Source organism: Aeromonas dhakensis (assembly GCF_000820305.1).
Lineage (GTDB): Bacteria > Pseudomonadota > Gammaproteobacteria > Enterobacterales > Aeromonadaceae > Aeromonas > Aeromonas dhakensis.
In genome coordinates this window covers 34,431-57,979 of sequence record NZ_CDBH01000045.1, presented here as the reverse complement: position 1 = coordinate 57,979, position 23,549 = coordinate 34,431, and the positions used below count along the sequence as shown (strand labels likewise).

Below are 23,549 nucleotides of genomic sequence, written 5' to 3'. Positions count from 1 at the left end.
ACCCATCCAAGCTCAAACGCAATAAAAAAGAGGAGCCATCAAGGCTCCTCTTTCACATTCCGCGGGTATTTGAGTCGAACTCAGACGCCGGCCTTGGCCAGAGCGGCGGAGACGATCTGCTGGGCTTCCTGCTGGATGAGGTCCAGGTGCGCCTCGCCCTTGAAGCTCTCCATGTAGATCTTGTAGATGGACTCGGTGCCGGAGGGGCGCGCCGCGAACCAGCCGTTCTCGGTCACCACCTTGAGGCCGCCGATGGCGGCATCGTTGCCCGGTGCCTTGGTCAGCTTGGCGACGATGGGCTCGCCGGCCAGGGTGGAGGCTTCCACCAGCGCCGGATCCAGCTTGGAGAGCACCGCCTTCTGGGCGCTGTTGGCCGGGGCGTCGATGCGGCGATAGCTGGAGCGACCAAACTTGGCTTCCAGCGCGTCGTAGTGGGCCTGCGGATCCTTGCCGGTCACCGCCAGAATTTCGGCCGCCAGCAGCGCCAGGATGAAGCCATCCTTGTCGGTAGTCCAGACGGTGCCGTCTTTGCGCAGGAAAGAGGCGCCCGCGCTCTCCTCGCCACCAAAACCGAACTCGCCGCTGTAGAGGCCATCCACGAACCACTTGAAGCCGACCGGCACCTCTTTGAGGGTGCGGCCGATCTCGCCGGCCACCCGGTCGATCATGGAAGAGGAGACCAGCGTCTTGCCGACCGCAGACTCTTTGGACCAGCCGGTACGATGGGTAAACAGATACTGGATCGCTACCGCCAGATAGTGGTTCGGGTTCATCAGGCCCGACTTGGTGACGATACCGTGACGGTCGTAGTCAGGGTCATTGCCAAGGGCGATGTCGAACTTGTCCTTGAGGGCAATCAGGCTGGCCATGGCAAACGGGCTGGAGCAGTCCATCCGGATCTTGCCGTCTTTATCCAGGGTCATGAAGGAGAAGGTCGGGTCGACCTTGTAGTTCACCACCTCGATGTTCAGACCATAGGTCTTGGCGATGACGTCCCAGTAGGCGACGCCGGAGCCACCCAGCGGATCGACACCGATCTTGATGCCGGCCTGCTTGATGGCATCCATGTCCAGCACGTTCTTCAGGTCATCCACATAGGGAGTGACATAGTCGTACTCGACCACGAACGGGCTCTTGAGGGCCTCGGCGAACGGCATCCGTTTCACGCCGGCCAGACCCGCTTCCAGAATCGCGTTGGCACGATCCTCCACCCACTTGGTGATCTCCCCTTCCGCGGGGCCGCCGTGGGGCGGGTTGTACTTGAAGCCACCGTCTTCCGGCGGGTTGTGGGACGGGGTGATCACCACGCCGTCGGCGCGCGCGGCAGGCTTGCCCGCATTGTGGCGCAGGATGGCGTGAGAGATGACCGGGGTCGGGGTAAAGCCGAGGCCGGCCTGAATGCGGGTCTCGACGCCGTTGGCGGCCAGCACTTCCACCGCACTGGCAAAGGCGGATTCAGACAGGGCGTGGGTGTCCATGCCGACAAACAGCGGGCCCGTGATGCCGGCCTGCTGGCGATACTCCACCAGCGCCTGGGTCACCGCCAGGATGTGGGATTCGGTGAAGGCATTGTGCAGGGCGCTGCCGCGGTGGCCGGAGGTGCCGAAGGCAACCCGCTGCTCGGGACGGCTCATGTCCGGCTTGTTGAGGTAGTAGGCGCTGACCAGACGGGGGATGTTGGTCAGGTCGCTCAAACGGGCCGGCTGACCGGCGTGGGAATGCTGTGCCATGGCGTTGTCCTTGCTTGATGGCGGCCTTGCCCGGCAAGGCCTGAGTCTGATGAACCGTTAGATTGCGCCGCACACCCGGGCAATCACCTCGTCGCCATACCCCATGCTGGCCATCAGCTGGGCCACCATGTTCTGTTTGCGACTGGTGTTGGTGTTGGTGATCACCCAGAACGGGGTTTGTGGCACCTGCTTGGGCTTGGTGGTGCTGCCGCTGGCGCGCAGGGCATCGGGATCCCGCGAGAAATAGACGCGCTTGCGCCCCTTGATTTCGGTGGCCTGGGTAAACCCGACCGGATCATCCCGGTAGAGGGTACTGAGCACCTGCATGAAGCGGTTGATGGACTTCTCTTCTTTTTGCAGCTCGCCGGAATCGAGCAGCGTTTCCAGCCCCATGGCGTCGGCCACGGTGGGCGACGGAGCTGCCGTCACCTCTGCTGCGACCGGCGAGGCCTGGCGGGCGGGCTGTTCCAGCAGGCGGCGCAGGATATCGGAGGCACTCTCACCGATGTGCCGGGTCTGGCTGGCGATATAGAAGTAGAGATCGTCATCAAGCTCGATGGTTTTCATAGGGATGCGCTGGACTCGTCGAAATTCGGATGCGGCGATTATACATAGGCAAACCCGGCAGCCCAAGCAAGGGGTGGACAGATGTGCATGAATCTCATCGAGAATACGGCATAATAGCGGCCCAAGTGTGTGATCCGTCGCACTGATAGCCGATCTGGCTGGCTTTTTTTAGGAAAAAAACCACACTTTTTTGCTCCGTGATGAGTGAAATCCTTTTCTTTCCAGTGCGTTAAATCATGGCGAGCAACGTACTCACGACCGACAAGGTGTCATTTTGCAACAAAACCCATTATTGAACTTCAAGGAGCAGGGCCAGGGCCAACCCGTCGTGCTGATCCACGGGCTGTTCGGCAGCCTGGACAACCTGGGCTTGCTGGCACGCCCGCTGAGCGAACAATACCGGGTCATCAGCGTCGATCTGCGCAACCACGGCGCCTCCTTTCACTCCGACGAGATGAGCTACCCGGCCCAGGCCGCCGATCTGCTCGCCCTGCTCGATCAGCTGGGGCTTGAACAGGTGGCCATCGTGGGCCACTCCATGGGGGGCAAGGTGGCCATGCAGGTTGCCAAGCAGGCGCCGACCCGCGTCGCCAGGCTGGTAGTGGCCGACATAGCGCCGGTCGCCTACCCTCACGCCCACCACCAGAACGTGTTTGCCGGCCTCAATGCCACGCTCGCGAGCACTCCGCAAAGCCGCAGCGAGGCGGAAGCCATCCTGGCCGAGCATGTCGAGATCGCCGGCGTGCGCCAGTTCCTGCTCAAGTCCTTCGCCAAGGGAGAGTCGGGTTGGGGCTGGCGTTTCAACGTACCGGCCCTTGAGCGCAACTACGCCAACATCATGGGCTGGCCCGATCCACAGAGCCGTTTCGAAGGGCCTGCGCTCTTCATCAAGGGGGGTGATTCCGACTACATGCTGCCCGCGCATACCGAGACGGTGATGGCGCAATTTCCCGCCGCCAAGGCCCGGGTCATCGCCGGCACCGGTCACTGGCTGCACGCGGAAAAGCCGGTTTTGTTCAACAAACTGGTTGTGGATTTCCTGTCGACAGGCGGTTAACAGTTTCAAATCCTTTGTGATATAGTGCGCCCGTCATAAGGAGTGTGCGCAATCCATGCTAAGTGAACATATCGACCTGATCGAGAGTCTGGGCCTGAAGTTATTCTTTGTGGCCATTTTCGTATTGATTGGCCTGGCCATTCAGGACGTGCTCAAACGCGGCAATGTGCCCCGTTTCGGCCGATTCATCGTCTGGTTGGTACTCTTCCTGGGTTGTGCAGGTTTTGTCGCCAAGGGGCTGATCGAACTGGGCTGGGAAGGCTCAGGCATCGGCTAACTTATTTCCATCTGTGATGTATGGCCAAACAGCAAACTGATCGAACAACACTGGATCTGTTCGCAAACGAGAAGCGCCCCGGCAGGCCAAAGACCAACCCACTCCCCCGCGAGACCCAGCTCAAGATCAACAAGCGCAACCAGCTCAAGCGCGATCGAGAGAACGGCCTGAAGCGGGTAGAGTTAAAGGTGGAGTCCGAATTGCTGGAGCGCCTGAACCAACTTGCGTTACAACAGAACGTCAGCCGAGCCGAGCTGATCCAATCTATCCTGAAGCAACAGATTGAGTCTGCACATGCAGCAGGCATCGCAATCTGACCGTTAAGCATTAACACCAGATACGGGTAACTAAACACTATGGCTAGTGTAGGTCTGTTTTTCGGCAGCGATACCGGTAATACCGAAGCTGTCGCCAAGATGATCCAGAAAGAACTGGGCAAACAACTGATTGAAGTCCGTGACATTGCCAAGAGCAGCAAGGCCGACATCGACAGCTTCGATCTGCTGATGTTCGGTATCCCGACTTGGTACTATGGCGAAGCCCAGGCCGACTGGGACGACTTCTTCCCCGAGCTGGAAGAGATCGACTTCACCAACAAGCTGGTCGCCATCTTCGGATGCGGCGATCAGGAAGATTATGCCGAGTACTTCCTCGACGCCATGGGCACCCTGCGTGACATCGTCGAAGCCAAAGGCGCCATCGTCATCGGCCACTGGCCGACCGCCGGTTACGAGTTCGAAGCCTCCAAGGCGCTGGTGGACGACAAGCATTTCGTGGGTCTGGGCATCGACGAAGATCGCCAACCCGAGATGACTGCCGAGCGCGTCAAGGGCTGGTGCAAACAGCTGCATGAAGAGATGTGCCTGGCCGAGCTGGAGTGATCCACGCTTGCCAGCACCTCTGACAACAAGGGCCTCGCGGGGCCCTTGTTGTTTTCTGGTCATACGCTCTCGCCGCCCCTGTGCTCGGGCTTGGCCCGCACATAGAGGGTGCGCTTGACCTGGGCCACCAGCTCGCCCTGGCCATCCTGTACCGTCACCTCGAACTCGGGAAAGTGCTTGTCTCCCCCTTCGGTCGCCGCGACTATGGCGGCCAGCTTGCCGTCGGTGAGGGTGAATTCGGCCACCAGCTTGCCCTTGCCGGGCTTGATGTAGTTGATGCTGCCCGCCTTGTCCCAGACGTAGTAGCGGTTCTTGAAATAACCCATCAGCATCAGTGGATAGATGGGATCGGTCATCGCAAACATGCTGCCGCCAAACTGGGTGCGGTTGGCATTCTTGTTCCACCAGCGGGACTTGAGGGTGACCCGGCAGAAGCGAAAATCATCGCTCAATGTCTCTATCTTGATGCCCGCGCCCCAGAAGGGGGGCCAGGCGTTGAGGGCGCGGCGCACCCAGGCCGCGTTGTCAAAAAGCCAATCCATGGATCTCATCCGACCAGAGTGAAGAAGGTTACATTTTATCAACATTCGGCGGGTGAGCAAGCCGCCGTCACAATCCGCACAATTCGTGGATAGGCGGTCGATCGCGCTAAAGCCCTTGAATTACTGGGTTTATTTTTAGGTGAGCTACGACCTATAATGACAGGCCAAGCGAGTTCGTGGTTGCCATTACAGCGGCAGTCAATCAGAATAACCACACCTTCGAGAATGCGAATAAATAGAAATGGCAGACAACAACCAAGCGTTAAAAAAGGCCGGGCTCAAGATCACCTTGCCCCGCGTCAAGATCCTGGAAATCCTGCAACAGCCGGACTGCCAGCACACCAGTGCGGAAGATCTGTACAAACGACTGATCGACCAGGGTGAAGAGATTGGTCTCGCTACCGTCTACCGCGTTCTCAACCAGTTTGATGATGCCGGTATCGTCACCCGTCACCACTTCGAAGGGGGCAAGTCGGTGTTCGAGCTGGCCACCCAGGAACACCACGACCACCTGGTCTGCCTCGACTGCGGCAAGGTGATCGAGTTCTCCGACGAGGTGATCGAGCAGCGCCAGACCGAGATCGCCAAGAAGCACAACATCCGTCTGACCAATCACAGCCTCTATCTCTATGGCCACTGCGCCGCCGGCGACTGCAAGCACGACGATTGATTGGCAGAACCCGCGCAATAAAAAAGCCAGCATGATGCTGGCTTTTTTATGCCCATATTCCGGACAATAAAGGGCAGGGTCTCCCCTGCCCTCCTTCATCAGGCCTCGGCCTTGCCCCACACGTCGCGCAGGGCCACGGTGCGGTTGAACACCAGGTGCTCCGGGCTGGAGAGCTTGTTGTCGGCGCAGAAATACCCTTCACGCTCGAACTGGTAAGCCTGCTCCGGCTTGGCATCCTTGAGGGAAGCTTCCACGCGGGCCCCCTCGATGATCACCAGGGATTCCGGGTTCAGGGCCGCTTCGAAGTCCTCTTCGGCGCCTGGGTTCGGCACTTTGAACAGGCGGTCGTAGAGGCGCACTTCGGCCGGCAGGGAGTGAGTGGCGCTGACCCAGTGGATCACCCCTTTCACCTTGCGACCGTCCGCCGGATCCTTGCCCAGGGTCTCGGGGTCGTAAGAGCAGTAGATGCAGGTGATCTTGCCGTCCGCATCCTTCTCGACCCGCTCGGCCTTGATGACATAGGCGTTGCGCAGACGCACTTCCTTGCCCAGTACCAGACGCTTGAACTGCTTGTTGGCTTCTTCTTTGAAGTCCGCTTCATCGATGAGGATCTCGCGGGTGAAGTTCAACTCGCGGGTACCCATCTCGGCATTGCTCGGATGCGCCGGGGCAGTCAGCACTTCGTCGGCGGCCAGGTTCTCGATGACCACCTTGACCGGATGCAGCACGGCCATGGCGCGCGGGGCATTCTCGTTGAGATCTTCGCGGATGCAGGCTTCCAGCATGCTCATCTCAACGATGTTGTCCTGCTTGGTAACACCGATGCGCTTGCAGAACTCGCGGATGGAGGCCGGGGTGTAGCCGCGGCGGCGCAGGCCGGAGACGGTCAGCATGCGCGGATCGTCCCAACCGTCCACGTGCTTCTCGGTCACCAGCAGGTTCAGCTTGCGCTTGGACATGACGGTGTATTCGAGGTTCAGACGAGAGAACTCGTACTGACGCGGGTGGCAATCGATGGTGATGTTATCCAGCACCCAGTCGTACAGGCGACGGTTGTCCTGGAACTCCAGCGTACAGATGGAGTGGGTAATCCCTTCCAGGGCGTCCGAGATGCAGTGAGTGAAGTCATACATCGGGTAGATGCACCACTTGTCACCGGTCTGGTGGTGGTGGGCAAACTTGATGCGATAGATGACGGGGTCACGCATCACCATGAAAGGGGAAGCCATGTCGATCTTGGCGCGCAGGCAGGCGGTGCCTTCGGCAAACTCGCCGTTCTTCATCTTCTCGAACAGGGCCAGGTTCTCTTCCACGCTGCGATCGCGGAACGGGCTGTTCTTGCCCGGCGCGGTCAGAGTACCGCGGTATTCGCGCATCTGCTCGGCAGAGAGCTCGTCCACGTAGGCCAGCCCCTTCTCGATGAGCTCGATGGCATAGCCGTGCAGCTTGTCGAAATAGTCGGAGGAGTAGCAGATCTCGCCGTTCCACTGGAAGCCGAGCCACTGCACGTCCTGTTTGATGGACTCAACGTACTCGATATCTTCCTTCACCGGGTTGGTGTCGTCGAAGCGCAGGTTGCATTGGCCCTGGTAGTCGCGGGCGATGCCGAAGTTCAGGCAGATGGACTTGGCGTGACCGATATGGAGATAACCGTTCGGCTCGGGCGGAAAACGGGTATGCACACTGGAGTGCTTACCGCTGGCCAGATCTTCATCAATGATCTGACGAATAAAGTTAGTTGGGCTGTTCGCCTGACTCATGGCTCACCTCAAAAATGCGTCACTGGCGGAAGTTGTGCCGGCTGGCACCCTCAACCCCCCGCCGTCAAGCCGGATATGATCCCTCATTACGCGCCCTGTCTCAACCTGAATTTGCCCGTTTCGGGGTACTTGCGCAGCAAAACGCCCCGCCCTAGTGGCCGGTTTGACTGACTGGCGAAAAAAAGACCCCGCACGCGGCGGGGTTCAAGGTGATGAAAAACAAAAACAGACAATACACACACAACAAAGGCTCACACGCACAGTCAACCTTTCCCAAGCCCGATGACCATCGTCCTTGGGAAAGGCGGGTCTTGCGACCCACCTTGCGTTATGGATTGAGGGCTATCAGTTCAGCTCGGTGACGCGGCTGGTGCGCTTGCCATCGAAACTGGTGGTGCGCAGGTAGACCTTGCCGTTGACGCTCGGCTTGGCGGCTGCGTCGTAGGCGCTCCAGCTCTTGCCATCCAGACTGTACTGGATGGGCAGACCTGGCAGATCCACGTTCGCCTCAAGCTTGCCGTTCACCACCTTGGCGCCCGGTACGGAGAGGCGGTATTCCACCCCGGCCTGATCCAGTTTCGGCAGCACGCGCTGACCCAGCACGTTGGCGAACTGGTTCCACTCCTTGTTCAGGGTGGCCTTGTTGACGAACTTGGTGGTGCCGGAGAACTCGCGGTTCTTCACGTAGTCGAGCTCGAAGCCGCCCTTGTGCCAGGCGCGCTCGGCCATGGAGAAGATGCGCGGGTAGACCATGTACTCGTATTGCGCGTCGGTACGCACGGTTTCACTCCACTGCTGACCGGAGATACCCTTGAACTTGACCGGATCCTGGTCACCCTTGGCCACGAAGGCGTTGCCGTCGCGATCAACCGAGGTCTCGGCGTTCTGCGGCAGGTTTTCCGGGGCGAAGGCGAACACCTTGCGGGTGTCGTTGAAGCGGGTGGCCCAGTAGTAGCCACGCTCGGCCGGGTGTACCTCGTTCGGGAAGTCGAAGTAGAGGTAATCCGGGTTGGAGAGCACCACCTCATAGCCCTTGTGCGCCCACTTCATCGCTTCGTTGAAGCCACCCCAATAGAGGGTTTCCCAGAAGTTGACCCGGGTCTTGTCGGTGGCAAACACGCTGGCATCCGTGGCGTACTTCAGACCATCTTCCCACGCCTGCAGGGTGGAGAAGCCGTGGCCCTTGACCATCTCGCTCACTTCCTTGGCGAAGTAGACCGGCAGCTCGGCCACGTCCTTGATCTTGCCCTCATCCACCATCTTCTGGCACATGGGGGACTTGCCGAACGGCTTGTCCTGCTTGCTGGAGTCGACGTTGCCCTTCCAGGCCACCAGATCTTCTTTCTTGGTGACGGCCGGGTCCTGGTAACCGCCGCCCTGCATGATGTTCTTCGCCTCGTCACCACCGTAGTGCCAGGCAGTCAGCGGCTGGCCGGCGGCCTGGTGCATCTGGGCCACTTCGTCCATCACCTTGGCCACGAAGGTGGCGGCGCCCGGCTGGCAGGGGTTGATGAAGGACATCTTGTCGTAGAACTGCACCGAGGTGACGTTGGAAGTATCGGCCGGGTCGGTCAGACGGAACTGGTTGGCCTCGGCCTCTTTACCTTCAGCCATCAGACGCTTGTAACGCGCCTCCATGGAGACCACGGCGGCACGGGCGTGGGCCGGCATGTTGATCTCGGGGATCACGGTCACGCCGCGTGCCTTGGCATAGCGCACCAGGTCGATGTAGTCGGCCTTGCTGTAGAAACCAGAACCCTGGTTGTCGCTGGTCGGGCCGGAGCCCAGCTGCGGCATCAGGCACTTGGTTTCGGACTCGTCGTGGCAACGCTGGCTGCCGACGTCGGTCAGCTCTGGCAGGCCCGGGATCTCCAGACGCCAGCCTTCATCGTTGGTCAGGCCAAGGTGCAGCACGTTGAGCTTCATGGCAGACATCTGATCCACCAGCTTCTTCAGGGTCTCGGGACTTCTGAAGTGACGGGCCACGTCGGTCTGCATGCCGCGGTATTCAAAACGCGGGGCATCCTCGACGGTCATCTGGCTCACCAGCTTGTCGTTGACTCCCAAGAGGGAGATCAGGGACTGGGCACCCCAGAAGGCACCTTCGATGTCGTGCCCCTGAATGACGGTGCCCTTCTTGCCGATGGTCATGTCGTAGCCTTCGGCCTGCTTGAGCTTGCTGCCGAGCTTGATGGTCACTGGGTAGCCGGTGTCGGAGAGGGTAACACCCAGCTTGGTCAGTTGAGCCTTCAGGGCTTCGGCGCGATCGCTCGGCAGGTCGAGGGCATTGAGCTTGATGGTGGAGAAGTCGACCTGCGGGCCGGCCTTGACCACCTGCTTCATCGGGGTCGGCAGGATCTGGTTGTCGACCTTGCCAGCCGGCAGCAAGGTGCTGGTCTGGTTGGCGGCGAAACGGGTTTCGCTGTTCATCAGGATGTTGTTGTCATCCTTGGTGCGCTTCCAGCCGTCGGCCGGCATCGGCTTCTCGTAGGTGGTGGCATCGTCGATGTTGCTCATGCTGGCCAGCACTTTCGGCTCGGCCCCTTCGCTGGCGACATACCAGTTCGGCATGATGTCAGATTCGAACAATACCCAGTACTCCACCACCAACGGCACTTCGACCGTGGCATCCTTGGCAAAGCCCTGGAACTTCTCGGTCGGCGTCAAACGATAGAGGTCGCCGGTCAGGTGGGTGATGGTGAACTGGTCGTTGTCCACCCGCTGGATGCGGCGGATGGAGGAGACATAGATGCTCCAGTCCTTGGAGGTGACGTCAGCACCGGTGTTGGTCAGGTGCAGCTTGGCAACGCCGCAGCTCGCCCACTCGGAGCCCAGGGCCTGGCAGTCGAGACCGGCACCGGCACCGTCGTTGGTGACGACTTCATACTTGACCACCAGGTTGCTGGCGAGGGCGTCGACCACGGCTTGCTTGGCGGCATCGGCTGCAAGTGCCGGACCGGCGAAAACGGTAGACATGGCAATGGCTAACAGAGAATGTTTCAAGTTCATAACTGCTGCTCTCATTTGAAGTAAAGGTTGGATTTTCTTGGCTTTTTTTATATGGGGCCCCGAGGCGGGGCCCTTAGTTATGTCAACAATGGACTTAGACTTGAGGCGAGCTTGGCGCCCGATTAACGCAGGGCCTTCATCTCACCGGCGATGATTTCGGCCAATGGGCCCAGAATCACCTGCAGGTTCTGCTCACCGAGCTTGACCACACCGGCCGCGCCCAGGGCTTTGAGCTTGCGCTCGTCAACGATGCTGCGATCTTTCAGGGTCAGACGCAGACGGGTGATGCAGGCATCGATGGTCACCAGGTTCTCCTGGCCGCCCAGCACTTCCAGGTATTGCTTGGCCAGCTCGGTGCGGTCAGTGGTTTGAGCCTGTGCCGGTACCGCTTCGTCATCTTCACGACCCGGGGTTTTCAGACCCAGTTTGGCAATGACTGCGCGGAAGACCACGTAGTAGAGGCCGAAGAACACCAGACCCTGCGGGATCAGCATGTACCAGTTGGTCGCCAGCGGGTTGCGGCTGGAGAGCACCATATCCACCAGGCCGGCACTGAAGCCGAAACCAGCCATCCAGTGCATGGAGGCGGCGATGAACACGGAGATACCGGTCAGGAACGCGTGGATGACGTACAGTACCGGCGCCACGAACATGAAGGAGAACTCGAGCGGCTCGGTCACCCCGGTGAAGAAGGAGGCAAAGGCGGCGGCGATCATGATGGACGCAACCTTGTCCTTGTTCTCTTTCTTGGCAGAGTGGTAGATGGCCAGTGCGGCACCCGGCAGACCGAACATCATGATGGGGAAGAAGCCGGCCTGATACATGCCGGTCACACCCACGACAGCCTTGCCGGCGTCGATGGAGGATTGACCACCCAGGAAGTTCGGGATGTCGTTGATGCCGGCCACGTCGAACCAGAACACGGAGTTCAGGGCGTGGTGCAGACCAATCGGGATCAGCAGACGGTTGAAGAAGGCGTAGATGCCGGCGCCGGTGGAACCCAGGTTGACGATGGATTCACCAAAGCTCACCAGACCACCGTAAATGACCGGCCAGACGGCCATCAGGACGAAGGCGACCACGATCATCACCACGGAGGTCACGATCGGCACCAAACGACGGCCGGAGAAGAAGGCCAGCGCCTTGTGCAGTTCCACACTGCTGAAGCGGTTATAGAGCTCGGCCGCGATCACACCGGTCAAGATACCGATGAACTGGTTCTCAATCTTGCCAAACGCAGCAGGCACCTGGTCCAGCGGGATCTGCTGGATTTGGGATACCGCGCCCGGGCTCAGCAAGGTGGTCACCACCAGATAACCGACCAGACCGGCCAGCGCGGCAGAACCGTCTTTGTCTTTGGACATGCCATAGGCAACACCCACGGCGAACAGGATGGACATCTTGTCGATGATGGCGGAACCCGCCTTGATCAGGAAGGCGGCCAGCGCGCTGTCACCACCCCAACCATTCGGGTCAATCCAGTAGCCAACCCCCATCAGGATCGCGGCGGCAGGCAATACCGCTACCGGTACCATCAAGGCCCGGCCGATCTTTTGCAAATAACCGAGAATGTTCACGGTTCCTCTCCTTAGTTAATGTTTTTCTAGAAATTAAGTGCTTATCACGTTTGACGCATAAGCCATCAAGGCTTGATTGGCAGTCTAGGGCTTTTATTTCGCTGCGCAAATTAATAAACCTGTAATCGTGATCATTATCACCCAAACGAGATAAAGGTGGCGGATAGATGTGGCTTAGTTCGCAATCTTTATTTACGCTATAAAACAACTTAAATCCGTCCCGCTCTTCTTGCCGCCGACATCCCGGCCGCAACCCGTACAGAGGTATCTACAATGCGCCTGATCCCGTTGAAATCTGCCAGCCAAGTGGGGCTGTGGTCCGCCCGTTACATCGTTGACCGTATCAATGCGTTCAAACCCACTGCCGATCGCCCCTTCGTACTGGGCCTGCCCACTGGCGGCACTCCGCTCAACACCTACAAGCGCCTGATTGAACTGCATAAAGCCGGTGAGGTGAGCTTCCAGAACGTGGTCACCTTCAACATGGACGAGTACGTCGGCCTGCCGGAAGATCACCCCGAGAGCTACCACAGCTTCATGCACAACAACTTCTTCAGCCACATCGACATTCGCCCCGAGAACATCAACATCCTCAACGGCAATGCGCCGGATCTGGTGGCCGAGTGCAAGCGCTACGAAGACAAAATCAAGTCCTACGGCAAGATCCACCTGTTCATGGGCGGCGTCGGCAATGACGGTCACATCGCATTCAACGAGCCGGCCTCTTCCCTGGCCTCCCGCACCCGGGTCAAGACCCTGACCGAAGACACCCGCATCGCCAACTCCCGCTTCTTCGGTGGCGACATGGAGCAGGTGCCCAAGCTGGCGCTGACCGTGGGTGTCGGCACCTTGATGGATGCCGAGGAGATCATGATCCTCGTGACCGGTCACGGCAAGGCGCAGGCCCTGCAGGCCGCGGTGGAAGGCAGCGTCAACCACATGTGGACCATCTCCACCCTGCAGCTGCATCCGAAAGGAATGATGGTGTGTGACGAGCCCTCCACCATGGAGCTCAAGGTCAAGACGGTGCGCTACTTCCAGCAGCTCGAAGCCGCCAACATCGGCCGTCTGTAAGGAGTCACCATGTACGCATTGACCAACTGCACCCTCTACACCGGCAGCTGCGTGCTGACCGGTTACGGGGTGGTGATCGAGGGCGACCAGATTGTCGCCATCTCCCACCAGGCCGAACTGCCGGCCGGCATCGAACAGATTGACCTCAAGGGTGCCAACCTCAGCCCCGGCTTCATCGACGTGCAGCTCAACGGCTGCGGTGGCGTCATGTTCAACGGCCACATCACCACCCAGACCCTGGCGACCATGCAGGCCGCCAATCTGAAATCCGGTACTACCAGCTTCCTGCCGACTCTGATCACCAGTCCGGATGCGGACATGAAGCAGGCCGTCGCCGTCACCCGCGACTACATGGCGGCGCACCCCAACGAAGTCCTTGGCGTGCACCTGGAAGGCCCCTACACCAACCTCAAGCGCAAGGGGATCCACCCGGCCGAGCAGATCCGCCAGCCCGCCGACGAGATGATCGACTTCTTCTGCGCCAACGCGGATACCATCGCCAAGATCACCCTGGCGCCGGAGCGCAACAAGCCGGAACACATCCGCCGTCTGGTGGAGGCTGGCATTCTGGTCTCCGCCGGCCATACCGCCGCCAATTACGATCAGGCCATGGCCGGGTTCGACAGCGGCATTCGCTTCGCCACCCACCTCTACAACGCCATGACCCCGACCCTGAACGGCCGCGAGCCGGGCGTGGTGGGTGCCATCTATGATCGCAAGGATGTCTACGCCGGCGTCATCGTCGACGGCCATCACGTGCATTGGGCCAACGTGCGTCTCGCGCACAAGATGCTGGGGGAGCGACTGGTGCTGGTCACCGACGCGACCGCGCCGGCAGGGGCACCGGAAGGCTTTGAGAAGTTTGATTTTTGTGGCGCAACCGTCTATTTCCGCGATGGTCAGTGCGTCGACGAGAATGGTACACTCGGCGGCTCTGCCCTCACCATGATCGAGGGGGTGGAAAATCTGGTCAAACAGGTCGGATTACCGCTCGATGAAGCACTGAGAATGGCCACCCTTTACCCTGCACGCGCCATTGGATGGGACTCACGTCTCGGTAGTATCCAGGTCGGAAAAATAGCCAACCTGACTGTCTTTGATCAGGCCTTCACGGTCTGCGGGACCGTGGTTAACGGACACTACACAACACAGTGACACTATGACTGGCGGACAAATAGCAAACGTAGATCTTATCAAGCAGGTCAACAGTGCAGCCGTGTATCGGCTCATCGACCTGCAGGGGCCCATCTCGCGGGTCAAAATTGCCGAGTTGAGTCAGCTGGCCCCGGCCAGCGTGACCAAGATCACCCGGCAACTGATCGAGCATGGCCTGATCAAGGAGACCTCGCCGCAAGCCTCCACCGGTGGACGGCGCGCCATCTCCCTGACCACCATCAAGCATCGCTTCCAGTTTGTGTCCGCCAAGCTGGGCCGCGGCTACCTGCAGCTGAGTCTCTATGATCTCGACGGCAAGGAGCTCGACCAGCATGTCACCCAGGTGACCGAGATCGAGCAACAGCCGGTGGTCGACATGCTGCTGCGGGAGATCGGTGCCTTCATCGACTCCCAGCAGGATCGCAGCCGCAACCTCATCAGCATCGCGCTGACCATGCCGGGCCTGGTCAACCCGGAATCGGGCATGGTCATCTACACCCCCAAGTACCAGATCCGCAATCTGGCGCTGGCCAAGCTGTTGGAAAACCACTTCAACCTGCCCTGCTACGTGGGCAACGACACCCGCTCGCTGGCGCTGGCCGAGCACTTCTTCGGCGAGTCCCGCGACTGCATGGACTCCATTCTGGTGAGCGTCCACCAGGGGGCGGGCTCGGGCATCATAACCAAGGGCAAGGTATTCCTCGGTCAGAACCGCAACGTCGGCGAGATCGGCCACATCCAGGTCGAGCCGCTCGGCAAGCGCTGCCACTGCGGCAACTTCGGCTGCCTGGAGACCATCGCCTCCAACGAGGCCATCGTCGACAAGGTGAAGGAGCTCATCAGCCGCGGCCACCTGAGCTCGCTGCAGGAGAAGCACATCACCATCCAGGAGGTGTGCAAGGCGGCCATGGCCGGTGACGAGCTGGCCCGCAGCGTGATCGAGAACGTGGGTGAGCATCTGGGACGGGCTGTGGCCATCACGGTCAACCTGTTCAACCCGCAGAAGGTGCTGATCGCCGGCGAAATCACCGCCGCCGAGGAGATCCTGTTCCCGGCTATCCGCCGCTGCGTGGAGCACCAGTCTCTGCCAAGCTTCCACCGCGGCCTGCCCATCGTGAAGGCACGCTTCCAGAACCAGCCCACCGTCGGCGGTTTCGCCCTGGTGAAGCGGGCCCTGCTGGAGGGAGACCTGCTGCAGATCATCATGGAGCAGAAGTAGGGCCGAGGCCTTGCGAAACAACAACGGCAGCCAGTGGCTGCCGTTTTTATTGATAGATTCTTCGAGCGTAGGTTCGATTAGCCGCATAGCGGCGTAATCGGACGCGGTGACTCACCCCGCCCGGCACGGCTTGAACAGATCCAGCGCGCCGTTGTAGACCTGAGTCTGCACATCCATGATCCCCAACATGGAGTGGAACAAATTGTCGTGGGAGAAGCGCTTGCTGGCCGCCTCCTGCTGCAGACAGGTCATATCCAGCTGACGATCGGCTTGCAACTGGGGGGAGAACCAGGTCATCAGCGGCACCCTGGTCTGATCGTCCGGCGCGAACTTGTAGGGGGTGCCGTGCAGGTAGAGCCCCATGGCCCCGAGGGATTCGCCATGATCCGACAGATAGACCAGCCCCACGTTGTAATCCTTCTCCAGCGTCTTGAGCTTGTCGATGAGACGGGCCACCACCTTGTCGGTGTAGCGGATGGTGTTGTCGTAGGTGTTGACCAGCTCTTCATTGGTGCAGTTTTCGATGTCGCTGCGCGGGCAGTCCGGCACGAAGGTCCGTTCACTGGCGGGATAGCGGCGATAGTAGGTCGGGCCGTGGCTGCCCATCAGGTGGAAGGCCACCAGCTTGTTGCCCTTCATCTGTGCGATCTGCCGATCCAGCCCCTCCAGCATCACCTCGTCGTAGCAGGATCCCTTCTGGCAGTACTGGGGAAAATCCTTGGCCTCGATCTCGATGGTGGGCACGTTCTTGCACACCCCCTTGCAGCCGCCGTCGTTCTCCTTCCACAGCACGGAGACGCCGGCGTGCTGCAGCACATCCAGTATGCCGTCGCGGGACTGGGCCAGGGTGTCGTCATAGCCGCGTCGCGTCAGGTTGGAGAACATGCAGGGCACCGAGACCGCGGTGGCGGTGCCGCAGGAGCGCACGTTGCGAAACGAGACCATGCCCGCTTCTCTCGCGGTGAAGCTGTTGGTGGCCTTGTCGTAACCGTTGAGGGAGTAGTTCTGGCTGCGCGCCGTCTCCCCCACCACCAGGAACATCAGGGTCGGCTTGCTGCCCTGCCCCACCACCCTGGCGTCCGTGCCCAGCTGCTGATACGGGATCGGGGTGGCGAACAGGATGTCGGTGGCGTAACGATAGAGGCCGTGCACATAGTTGGCGGGCACTATCTCCTTGCCGAGGGACTTGTTGTTGCGCCCGACCGAGGCGTAATCCTGGTAATAGAGGGCGGCCACCCCCACCAGAAGCAGCAAGGAGAGGGCGATGGAGCCGAGCCGCAGGCCCAGCCCCTTGTACCAGGGACGGGGATAGTCAATCTTCACCCACAGCAGGGCCAAGGCCGGCAGCAGGCCGGTCAGCGCGAACCAGAGCAACACGGAACCATTGAGGTAGGAGGCTGCCTCCCCGCTGTTGGTCTCGACGATGTTCTGCACCATGCTCACGTCGAAGATGACCCCGTATTTCAGCATGGCGTAGCTGACCACGGATCCCATCAGGATCAGCAGCACGAAGAAGGGCTTGAGCAGATAGCGAAAGGTAAAGGGCAGGAACACCGCATTGAGCGCGGCCAGCAGCACGAAGGGGATCGAGACGACGAAGCCCGCCTTGACGTGTTCCAGCTTGGTAAGAATGGTGTAGAAGTGGAGGAAAATGGGCCAGTTGAAGAGCAGTGCAAACAGCAGCACCAACAACAGATTCACCTTCATCACACCCAAGGTGATACGCATAACGATACTCCGACAAACCAGACAAGACAGGGGGCTTGGCAACAGCCCCTCTTTGGATCTTCCGCGCCGGCGCCCTCTTCCCGAGGTGCAGACCGGCCGTGGGCGCGAGGGCCCCGGGACGCAGGCAGGGTAGAAAACCAAACTTAAGGGAGAATTAAGGCGGGGCCTGTTCTGGCCGAAGGGCGGGTCGATGCGGGTTATACGGATGAAAAAAAACGGCAGCCGAGGCTGCCGTTTCGAGGAATATTGCCGACCTGATTACAGGGTGGCGGCAACTTCGTCGGAGATGGAACCGTTGTGGTACACCTCCTGCACGTCGTCCAGATCTTCCAGCATGTCGATGAGGCGCATCAGCTTGGGCGCGGTCTCGGCATCCAGCTCCGCTTCGGTGGAGGGGATCATGGTCACTTCGGCGCTCTCGGGCTTGAAGCCGGCGGCTTCCAGACCATCCAGCACGGTGCCGAAGTCGTTCGGGGTGGTGTACACCTCGATGGTGCCATCTTCTTCGGTCACCACGTCGTCGGCACCGGCTTCCAGAGCGGCGTCCATCAGGGCATCTTCATCGGCGCCCACGAAGGTCAGTACACCCTTCTTGGTGAACAGGTAGGCCACGGAGCCATCGGTACCCAGGTTGCCGCCGCACTTGCTGAAGGCGTGACGCACTTCGGCCACGGTGCGGTTGCGGTTGTCGGTCAGGCACTCCACCATGACGGCGGAGCCGGCCGGGCCGTAACCTTCGTAGACGATGGTTTCGAGCTGCTCGCCGTCACCACCGCCGGCCCCACGGGCGATGGCACGGTTGATGGTGTCACGGGTCATGTTGCTGGTCAGGGCCGCCGCCACCGCCGCACGCAGGCGCGGGTTGTTGGCCGGGTCGGCATCACCGAGACGCGCGGAGGTGGTGATTTCGCGGATCAGCTTGGTGAAGATCTTGCCGCGCTTGGCGTCTTGCGCCGCCTTGCGGTGTTTGATGTTGGCCCATTTACTGTGACCTGCCATAGGGACTCTCCGTTATAGTTTGAAATTTCAGTAACACAGGTTGCGACTACCCGGGGAAACGGGAAAGGCCGCATTGCTGCGGCCCTGGTTGCCGTTAAAGGCTTATTCGTCACCCTTGACGGTGGTCGCAATCGCCAGCTCGCCCAGCTGGGTCGGGTTGGCAAAACTGGGGGCGTCGGTCATCAGACAGGCGGCCGCCGTGGTTTTCGGGAAGGCAATCACGTCCCGAATGTTCTCGGTACCGGTCAGCAGCATGCTGAGACGGTCCAGGCCGAAGGCCAGGCCGGCGTGCGGCGGGGTACCGTATTTGAGGGCATCCAGCAGGAAGCCGAACTTCAGGCGCTGCTCGGCCGGGGTGATCCCCAGGATGTCGAACACGGTGGACTGCATCTCGCTGTTGTGGATACGCACTGAACCGCCACCCACTTCGTAGCCGTTGATCACCATGTCGTAGGCGTTGGCGTAAGCGCCTACCGGGTTGGCTTTCAGCTGCTCCGGGCTCAGGCCGCTCGGCGCAGTGAACGGGTGGTGCATGGCGGCCAGACCGCCTTCGCCATCTTCCTCGAACATCGGGAAGTCGATGACCCACAGCGGCTTCCAGCTGTTCTCCAGCAGGCCCAGATCGCGGCCCACTTTCAGACGCAGGGCGCCCATGGCATCGCACACCACTTTCTTGGAGTCGGCGCCGAAGAAGATGATGTCGCCATCCATCGCACCGGTGCGGGCCAGGATCTCGCGTACGATGGCGTCGGAGAGGAACTTGGCCACCGGGGACTGCACGCCCTCGATGCCGTTGGCCGCTTCGTTGACCTTCATCCAGGCCAGGCCCTTGGCACCGTAGATGCCGACGAACTTGGTGTACTCGTCGATCTGCTTGCGGGACAGCTCGGCGCCGCCCGGTACTTTCAGGGCAGCCACGCGGCCTTTCGGATCGTTGGCGGGGCCGGCGAACACGGCGAACTCGACCACGGTCAGCAGATCAGCCACATCCACCAGCTCCATCGGCAGACGCAGGTCCGGCTTGTCGGAGCCGTAGCGACGCATGGCTTCATCGAAAGTCATGATCGGGAAGTCGCCCAGATCCACGTTCAGGATGTGCAGCCACAGTTTACGGATCATCTCTTCCATGATTTCACGCACTTGCGGTGCGGTCATGAAGGAGGTCTCCACGTCGATCTGGGTGAATTCCGGCTGGCGGTCGGCACGCAGGTCTTCGTCACGGAAGCACTTGACGATCTGGTAGTAACGGTCGAAGCCGGACATCATCAGCAGCTGTTTGAACAGCTGCGGGGACTGCGGCAGAGCATAGAACTTGCCCTTATGCACGCGGCTCGGCACCAGATAGTCACGGGCCCCTTCCGGGGTGGCCTTGGTCAGCATCGGGGTCTCGATGTCGAGGAAACCGTGCTCGTCCATGAAGCGGCGCACGAAGGCACTGGCCTTGGCGCGGGTCTTCAGGTACTTGGCCATCTCGGGGCGACGCAGGTCCAGGTAGCGATACTTGAGGCTCACCTCTTCGCTGTTGACCTGGTTGAAGTCCAGCGGCAACGGCTCGGCACGGTTGATGATGGTGAGCTCGTGGGCAAACACCTCGATGGCGCCGGTGGCCATGTCGCTGTTGCGCTGGGAATCAGGACGGGTGCGTACCACGCCGGAGACCTGAATGCAGAACTCGCCGCGCAGTTCGGAGGCCAGGGCGAAGGCGTCCGGTTTGTCCGGATCGAAGAACACCTGGACGATGCCCTCGCGGTCACGCATGTCGATAAAGATGAGGCCGCCCAGATCGCGACGACGATGGACCCAACCGCACAATGTAATGGTCTGCCCTGCATGGGCCTCATTGACCTGTCCGCAATAGATAGAGCGCATGGACTTCTTCCTTCGAAATTGTAGAGAGACGGTTAACCTGGGTCGCCGGGCACGACTGGCAAGCACCGTCTGTCTCACAGCTGGCCAGATCCTGCTTCTTGCCCGGTTTGAAATCTGTCTCGTACCGTCCGACCGCCGGGATCGGACACCTGCCGCCGATATCGGCTCGACCAGAGGCGGCTGACAAGCGGCCGGGTTGTCGGGCGGATGGCATCGGCAAGCGATTGTTGTTTGGCCGCATCATGGCCGCTGCCGTCGTCACAATATGCGTACAGCGGCGTGAGTCACAACAAATTGGCAAACAAAAGGGCTGGCATTATAGAGGAAAACCCCCATTTGGGTAAAATGGCCAGCAGCCTCCTTTGCCCTGTTTTTTACATCCCGGGGCAAAAAAAGGGGAAAATCGAGACAAACCCGCAGACAGGATCCCTCATGAGCCTCTTTTTGGGCCTGCCACAATGGTCGCACCCGGCCTGGCCCGGTCACTTGCTGGGGGTGGGCGCCAAGCCCGCCGAGCACCTCGCCCACTATGCCCGGGTCTTCAACACGGTGGAAGGCAATACCACCTTCTACGCCTCGCCGACCCCCGACACGGTCCGGCGCTGGGCCGATGCGGTGCCATCGGGCTTTCGTTTCAGCTTCAAGTTTCCGCAAACCATCAGTCACCAGAGCGATCTGGTGAGCGCCGACAAGCAGGTGAGCGACTTTATCCGCCTGCTGACCCCCCTGCATGACAAGCTGGGGCTGCTCAAGCTGCAGCTGCCCGCCCGCTTTGGACCCGACGGTCTTCCTCGCCTGGCGGCCTTCTTCGAACGGCTGCCACCGGCATTTCGCTATGCCCTCGAGGTGCGCCACCCCGATTTCTTCGCCAAGGGCGAGGCGGAGCGGCAGTTGAACCGGCTGCTGATGGAGAGAGGTATCAACCGCATCATGCTCGACAGCCGGCCGCTCTTCTCGGTGCCCGCCACCACGGCGGCCATGATCGATGCCCAGGGCAAGAAGCCGAGGCTGCCGGTGCACCTGCTGGCCACCGCCAATGCCCCCGTGGTGCGGCTCATCGGCCTGCCACATCCCGAGGACAACCACCCCTTCCTGCCAGGCTGGCTCCCTCACTGGCGTCAGTGGTTGGCGGAGGGAAAAGATCTCTACCTCTTTATACATACTGCCGACAACGCCCAGGCCCCCGAACTGGCCCGTCAGGTGGCCCGCCTGCTGGGGCAGGAGATGGCCCCCTGGCCGGGGGAAAACGATCGCGCGCGCCAGGGCGTGCTGCCCTTTTGAGCGGCGCTTTCGCCGCCCCCGCGTCGGCGCGAAAAAAAGCCGTTTTTTTCTGATCTGACGGGGCTTGGCGTCAAGACAAACGGCCGCCTTTCCTCTACACTAGCGCCCCATGCAAGGACCCGGTCTGCCCGCCCATCGCACTTCGGTGCAGGCGTGCATCCGGCTCCGGTAACAGGGCCCCGACGCCCCTTGACGACAACCGCTTGTCGCCCAGGGCACAGCCCATCAAAAGGACCAGGATGATGGTCCATTGCGAACGGAAGCGGCCCGATGGATCTCAAGGCCCGCCACCCCGTTCGTGAACCGGTGACGACACGACCCGGACGGGTGTCACCCAACGATTCAATTGAACAAAACAGTCGGTTCGCGCACCGGCTGTCAGGTTGCGCCAGCATGCACGATCAGATTTTTGCCGCCCCCATCGCCCGATTGGGGGATTTTTGCTTTGACGAACAGGTCGTCGATGTCTTTCCCGACATGATCCAGCGCTCGGTGCCGGGTTACAGCAACATCATCTCCGCCATCGGCATGATGGCCGCCCGCTACGCCCAGCCCGAGAGCCGACTCTACGATCTCGGCTGCTCCCTGGGTGCCGCCACCCAGGCGATGCGTCGCCATGTTGCCCAGCCCGGCTGCCGCATCACGGCGGTGGATCTCTCCCACCCCATGATAGAGCGGGCCCGCGCCCACCTCTCAGGCTTCAAGTCCGAGGTGCCGGTGGAGCTCATCGAGGCGGACATCTGCGACATCGAGATTGAGAACGCCTCCGTGGTGGTGCTCAACTTCACCCTGCAGTTCGTCGCCCCCGAGAAACGGGCCGCCCTGATCCAGCGCATCTTTGACGGCCTGCGCCCGGGCGGGATCCTGATCCTGAGCGAGAAGTTCCGCTTCGAGGACGAGCAGGTCAACGAGCTGCTCATCGACTTGCACCTCGACTTCAAGCGCGCCAACGGTTACAGCGAGCTGGAGATCAGCCAGAAACGCACCGCCCTTGAGAACGTGATGCGCACCGACAGCCTGCCGGTACATCAGGCCCGTCTGCGAGAGGCCGGCTTCGCCCATCAGGATCTCTGGTTCCAGTGCTTCAACTTCGGCTCCATGATCGCCATCAAATCCAGCGAGCCTGCCCAGCCATGATCGACTTTGCCAACTTCTATCAGCTGATCGCCAAGAACCGGCTGAGCCACTGGCTGCACACCCTGCCCGCCCAGCTGCACACCTGGCAACACGACAACCAGCACGGCGATCTGCCGCGCTGGAATCGCGCCCTCAACAAGCTGCCGCTGGTGGCTCCCGGCCACGTCGAGCTGACCAGCCGGGTCGAAATCGGCTCGACCGAGAGCCTCGGCGAAGGGGAGCGCAAGAAGGTGGAGAGCCTGCTGCGCCACTTCATGCCCTGGCGCAAGGGCCCGTTCACGGTGCACGGCATCCACATCGACACCGAGTGGCGCTCCGACTGGAAGTGGGATCGGGTGCTGCCCCACATCAGCCCGCTTGCCGGCCGTTACGTGCTGGACGTGGGTTGCGGCAGCGGCTATCACCTCTGGCGCATGGTGGGCGAAGGGGCCAAGCTGGCGGTCGGCATCGATCCGAGTCCGCTGTTCCTGTGCCAGTTCGAGGCCATTCGTCACTTCGCCGGCAACGACCAGCGCGCCCACCTGCTGCCGCTCGGCATTCAGGAGCTGCCGGAGCTGCGGGCGTTCGACACCGTCTTCTCCATGGGGGTGCTCTATCACCGCAAGTCCCCCATCGAGCACATCGAGCAGCTGCGCAATCAGCTCAAGGACGACGGTGAGCTGGTGCTGGAAACCCTGGTGATCGACGGCGGCGTCAACGACGTGCTGATGCCCACCGATCGCTACGGCAAGATGCGCAACGTCTGGTTCATCCCCTCCAGCACGGCGCTCAAGCTGTGGGTCGAGCGCTGCGGGTTCACCGATGTGCGGATAGTCGACGAGAATATGACCAGCACGGACGAACAGCGTCGTACCGACTGGATGATTAATGAATCCCTGAGTGATTATCTGGATCCAGCCAATCCGGCACTCACGGTAGAAGGACACCCGGCACCCAAACGTGCCGTACTGATTGCCAGAAAGGCCAAAGACTAGCCGATGGCCGCGGTGGAAGTTACACTGACCCAATTCCAGGAAG

General features: G+C 60.7%; 20 protein-coding genes. 11 read left to right on the top strand and 9 right to left on the bottom strand.

What is annotated here, in order from left to right; translation table 11 throughout:
* Window positions 1-80: 80 nt before the first annotated feature.
* Window positions 81-1,730, bottom strand: a complete 1,650-nt coding sequence (gene pgm / locus BN1143_RS11645; protein WP_025201930.1) for a phosphoglucomutase (alpha-D-glucose-1,6-bisphosphate-dependent) — start codon at window positions 1,728-1,730, stop codon at window positions 81-83.
* A 57-nt stretch (window positions 1,731-1,787) separates the two neighbouring features.
* Complete coding sequence (gene seqA / locus BN1143_RS11640) at window positions 1,788-2,297, bottom strand: replication initiation negative regulator SeqA (RefSeq protein WP_005299178.1); 510 nt, start codon at window positions 2,295-2,297, stop codon at window positions 1,788-1,790.
* Between the two features lie 292 nt (window positions 2,298-2,589).
* Between seqA and BN1143_RS11635 the strand changes: the two genes are divergently transcribed.
* Genes BN1143_RS11635 through fldA form a run of 4 tightly spaced genes read left to right on the top strand, consistent with a single transcriptional unit; the run spans window position 2,590 to window position 4,512 of the window.
* On the top strand, window positions 2,590-3,354 hold the full coding sequence (locus tag BN1143_RS11635) for an alpha/beta fold hydrolase (RefSeq protein ID WP_042050738.1): 765 nt from the start codon (window positions 2,590-2,592) through the stop codon (window positions 3,352-3,354).
* A 55-nt stretch (window positions 3,355-3,409) separates the two neighbouring features.
* Window positions 3,410-3,631, top strand: coding sequence for a DUF2788 domain-containing protein (locus BN1143_RS11630; RefSeq protein WP_005299172.1), 222 nt, complete (start codon window positions 3,410-3,412; stop codon window positions 3,629-3,631).
* A gap of 20 nt (window positions 3,632-3,651) precedes the next feature.
* Window positions 3,652-3,948, top strand: a complete 297-nt coding sequence (ybfE, locus tag BN1143_RS11625; protein ID WP_042050737.1) for a LexA regulated protein — start codon at window positions 3,652-3,654, stop codon at window positions 3,946-3,948.
* A 39-nt stretch (window positions 3,949-3,987) separates the two neighbouring features.
* Window positions 3,988-4,512 (top strand): flavodoxin FldA, encoded by a 525-nt coding sequence (gene fldA, locus BN1143_RS11620; RefSeq protein ID WP_005299167.1) that lies wholly within the window; start codon window positions 3,988-3,990, stop codon window positions 4,510-4,512.
* 59 nt (window positions 4,513-4,571) lie between these two features.
* Here fldA and BN1143_RS11615 read toward each other — a convergent pair whose 3' ends face one another.
* On the bottom strand, window positions 4,572-5,054 hold the full coding sequence (locus tag BN1143_RS11615) for a DUF4442 domain-containing protein (RefSeq protein ID WP_042050736.1): 483 nt from the start codon (window positions 5,052-5,054) through the stop codon (window positions 4,572-4,574).
* 241 nt (window positions 5,055-5,295) lie between these two features.
* On the opposite strand from BN1143_RS11615, the gene fur reads away from it, so the two are divergent.
* Window positions 5,296-5,724: a ferric iron uptake transcriptional regulator gene (gene fur / locus BN1143_RS11610; RefSeq protein ID WP_005299160.1), complete on the top strand. Its 429-nt coding sequence runs from the start codon at window positions 5,296-5,298 to the stop codon at window positions 5,722-5,724.
* Window positions 5,725-5,822: 98 nt separating this feature from the next.
* Here the strand turns inward: fur and glnS are convergent, their stop codons facing one another.
* The 3 genes from glnS to nagE form a co-directional block, all read right to left on the bottom strand.
* Entirely contained in the window at window positions 5,823-7,484 is a 1,662-nt protein-coding gene (gene glnS / locus BN1143_RS11605; RefSeq protein WP_042050734.1) for a glutamine--tRNA ligase, read from the bottom strand.
* A 345-nt stretch (window positions 7,485-7,829) separates the two neighbouring features.
* Window positions 7,830-10,493, bottom strand: a complete 2,664-nt coding sequence (locus BN1143_RS11600; RefSeq protein ID WP_042050732.1) for a beta-N-acetylhexosaminidase — start codon at window positions 10,491-10,493, stop codon at window positions 7,830-7,832.
* 122 nt (window positions 10,494-10,615) lie between these two features.
* Entirely contained in the window at window positions 10,616-12,070 is a 1,455-nt protein-coding gene (nagE, locus tag BN1143_RS11595; protein WP_042050731.1) for an N-acetylglucosamine-specific PTS transporter subunit IIBC, read from the bottom strand.
* A 273-nt stretch (window positions 12,071-12,343) separates the two neighbouring features.
* Here nagE and nagB point away from each other — a divergent pair, with 273 nt between their 5' ends.
* From nagB to nagC, 3 genes are read left to right on the top strand one after another with little or no spacing between them, the layout of a single operon-like run.
* Window positions 12,344-13,144: a glucosamine-6-phosphate deaminase gene (nagB, locus tag BN1143_RS11590; RefSeq protein WP_017766092.1), complete on the top strand. Its 801-nt coding sequence runs from the start codon at window positions 12,344-12,346 to the stop codon at window positions 13,142-13,144.
* 9 nt (window positions 13,145-13,153) lie between these two features.
* Window positions 13,154-14,299, top strand: coding sequence for an N-acetylglucosamine-6-phosphate deacetylase (nagA, locus tag BN1143_RS11585; RefSeq protein WP_042050730.1), 1,146 nt, complete (start codon window positions 13,154-13,156; stop codon window positions 14,297-14,299).
* A gap of 4 nt (window positions 14,300-14,303) precedes the next feature.
* Window positions 14,304-15,518, top strand: a complete 1,215-nt coding sequence (nagC, locus tag BN1143_RS11580) for a DNA-binding transcriptional regulator NagC (RefSeq protein WP_010634486.1) — start codon at window positions 14,304-14,306, stop codon at window positions 15,516-15,518.
* Window positions 15,519-15,629: 111 nt separating this feature from the next.
* Here the strand turns inward: nagC and BN1143_RS11575 are convergent, their stop codons facing one another.
* The 3 genes from BN1143_RS11575 to aspS all read right to left on the bottom strand — a co-directional run bounded on the left by BN1143_RS11575 (window position 15,630) and on the right by aspS (window position 20,114).
* Window positions 15,630-17,246 carry a phosphoethanolamine transferase gene (locus tag BN1143_RS11575; RefSeq protein WP_042050729.1) on the bottom strand — a complete coding sequence of 539 codons (1,617 nt, stop codon included), beginning with the start codon at window positions 17,244-17,246 and terminating at the stop codon, window positions 15,630-15,632.
* A 258-nt stretch (window positions 17,247-17,504) separates the two neighbouring features.
* Window positions 17,505-18,245, bottom strand: coding sequence for a YebC/PmpR family DNA-binding transcriptional regulator (locus tag BN1143_RS11570; protein WP_005299136.1), 741 nt, complete (start codon window positions 18,243-18,245; stop codon window positions 17,505-17,507).
* A 102-nt stretch (window positions 18,246-18,347) separates the two neighbouring features.
* Window positions 18,348-20,114, bottom strand: a complete 1,767-nt coding sequence (aspS, locus tag BN1143_RS11565; protein WP_042050728.1) for an aspartate--tRNA ligase — start codon at window positions 20,112-20,114, stop codon at window positions 18,348-18,350.
* Window positions 20,115-20,546: 432 nt separating this feature from the next.
* Here aspS and BN1143_RS11560 point away from each other — a divergent pair, with 432 nt between their 5' ends.
* The 3 genes from BN1143_RS11560 (at window position 20,547) to cmoB (ending at window position 23,506) form a co-directional block, all read left to right on the top strand.
* On the top strand, window positions 20,547-21,395 hold the full coding sequence (locus BN1143_RS11560) for a DUF72 domain-containing protein (protein ID WP_042050727.1): 849 nt from the start codon (window positions 20,547-20,549) through the stop codon (window positions 21,393-21,395).
* A gap of 393 nt (window positions 21,396-21,788) precedes the next feature.
* Window positions 21,789-22,532, top strand: coding sequence for a carboxy-S-adenosyl-L-methionine synthase CmoA (gene cmoA, locus BN1143_RS11555; protein ID WP_010634490.1), 744 nt, complete (start codon window positions 21,789-21,791; stop codon window positions 22,530-22,532).
* Complete coding sequence (gene cmoB, locus BN1143_RS11550) at window positions 22,529-23,506, top strand: tRNA 5-methoxyuridine(34)/uridine 5-oxyacetic acid(34) synthase CmoB (RefSeq protein ID WP_042050726.1); 978 nt, start codon at window positions 22,529-22,531, stop codon at window positions 23,504-23,506. The genes cmoA and cmoB overlap by 4 nt, the downstream gene beginning before the upstream one ends.
* The last annotated feature ends 43 nt before the right edge of the window (window positions 23,507-23,549 follow it).